Source organism: Endozoicomonas sp. (genome assembly GCF_051008435.1).
Taxonomy (GTDB): domain Bacteria; phylum Pseudomonadota; class Gammaproteobacteria; order Pseudomonadales; family Endozoicomonadaceae; genus Endozoicomonas_A.
On record NZ_JBPCXO010000081.1, the window covers coordinates 1 to 2,131 of the forward strand.

Here is a 2,131-nt window from a genome sequence, read left to right on the forward strand (position 1 = left end):
AGCATAAAGGCGGTAAAAGGCTGCCAATCTGTAAAAATGAGCAAATCACGTCGGAGATATGGATGTTTTTTGCTCATTTTGTGATTTTGGATATCTGAATAACCTATTCTCGGTCAGGCTCCTAGCCTTTGCTTCTTATTATGTTTTTCCCATTACCCTGGCCATCACGGTGACCACAGGGATAGCCGCCTACGTGGGATTTCTGGGTCGATATGATTTAAGTGACAGGCAGCCCAATAAACATCTGACAGAACGTTCTGCACGATATTTACCTTAATCTTGCGGGATTTTTTGACCAAAGGTGAGATACAAGGCCCTGAAACCAGGGCCTTGAGAAGCATCAAAATACCAGGTTTGCCACCAGAACAATGACTGGCAAGGTAACCAGCGTTCTCAGAACAAAGATCACAACCAGTTCAAAAAGATTCAGAGGCAGCTTGCTGCTGAGAATCACCGCACCGGTTTCAGACATGAAAATCAGCTGAGTGACCGACAGAGCTGCAATCACAAACCGGGTCATCTCACTGTTAATGGACGTTGCCAGAATAGAAGGCACATACATATCAGCAAAACCCACCAGCAAAGCTTCAGAAGCCTGCGCAGCCTCGGGCAATTGCATCAGCTCCAGCAACGGTACAAAAGGTGCACCCAGAATGCTGAACAAGGGGGTTGTCTCGGCAACGACCAGACCCACTGTACCAATGGCCATCACCGCTGGCAGAACACCAAAGACCATATCCAGAGCATTTCTCAGACCCTGCCTGGCGACATCAGTCAAACTGGTGACTTTGGCCGCTCGCGCCAAAGCCAGTTCATAACCATAACTCAGAGCCGAGTGACCTTCTGGAATCAACTCATCGTCTTTATTACGCGCCGTGCCATCAATATACAGATCCTTTTTCCTGCTCAGGGGCGGAATTCTTTGAAGGACAATAGCCGCAATCGCGCCCGACAGGCAGATGGCCAGATAGAAAGGTACAAACTTGTCCTGCAGACCGACCTGAGTCAGAACCACCAGAGAAAATGAGATACCCACAATGGAAAACATGGTGGCTACAACCGTAGCTTCACGCTCTGTGTATTGTTTATTCTCATACTGATTACTGGTAAGCATGACACCCACAGTGCCATCACCCAGCCAGGAAGAAAGACAGTCAATGGCAGCACGCCCGGGCAGACGGAAAACCGGACGCATAATTTTGCTGAGCAGTGTTCCCAGCAGTTCAAGCAAACCAAAACTCAGAAGCAGAGGTAACAGTAGACCGGCCAGGAAAAAAGTAACCAGTAACGATGGCAACAAGTCATTGAACACCAGTCCGCCGGTATTGGCATTCCAGACTATTTCTGCCCCCAGCTTGTTCTGAGCCATCACTGCAAATGCAGCACCCAGCACACGAATCAGCAACCAGGTCGGAGAAGCATGAAACAGACCATTCAGCAGATCAGATTTTTCAATAAACCTGGGCTTAACAACTGTGCCTATCAGTGACATAACCGCAGAGAAACACAGCACACTGCTAACCAGTGGCAGAATATTCTCTCCAAGTACTGCCTTGAACCCCTTGGCCATCAACGCCAGCGGAAATGTCATTGAACCATCAATAAAAATCGGGACGATAAAGAATACCAAACCCAAAAGGGACGGAATCAGAAACATCAGTGTGTTCCGGGATCCGGAATTTGCCATCGCAGCGTCAGACATCGAGCGTCAATCCCAATATTTATTCAAAATTAAGAGTAATTATGTAGGCGCGCGATAATAGCGATTTATTCTGACAACTTGAATTGATGGAAATACTTATCCACAAGTCACAGTGATTGGTAACGGCATCTCATTCGGAATCACCTTTTATCTCTAAACGACACAACCTGGCTATATGGAATGAGGCCCTGCAGGGCCCCTTCAAGGTATCAGGACTTGGCTGAAGTATTGACCCAACGCTTTCGGATAGCGGAGCTGAATGCTTCATCATAGGCTGCCAGGGCAAGAATAATTAAGCCACTCCCTAGGAGCCTGTCGGACTTATGCTTTCGAGCATAAATTTCAGTAGAACGAGTCGAATTATTCGATGGATTCGTGAGAATAGTTGACCTATTTAATCGAATTCATCGAATAATTGGGCCGTTCTTT

Annotated in this window: 1 protein-coding gene; it reads right to left on the reverse strand. The window is 47.1% G+C overall.

Annotated features, from left to right (window positions below; genetic code table 11):
- Nucleotides 1–340 precede the first annotated feature (340 nt).
- Nucleotides 341–1,657 carry a YjiH family protein gene (locus ACR2PX_RS03620; RefSeq protein ID WP_433997997.1) on the reverse strand — a complete coding sequence of 439 codons (1,317 nt, stop codon included), beginning with the start codon at nt 1,655–1,657 and terminating at the stop codon, nt 341–343.
- Nucleotides 1,658–2,131: the final 474 nt, after the last annotated feature.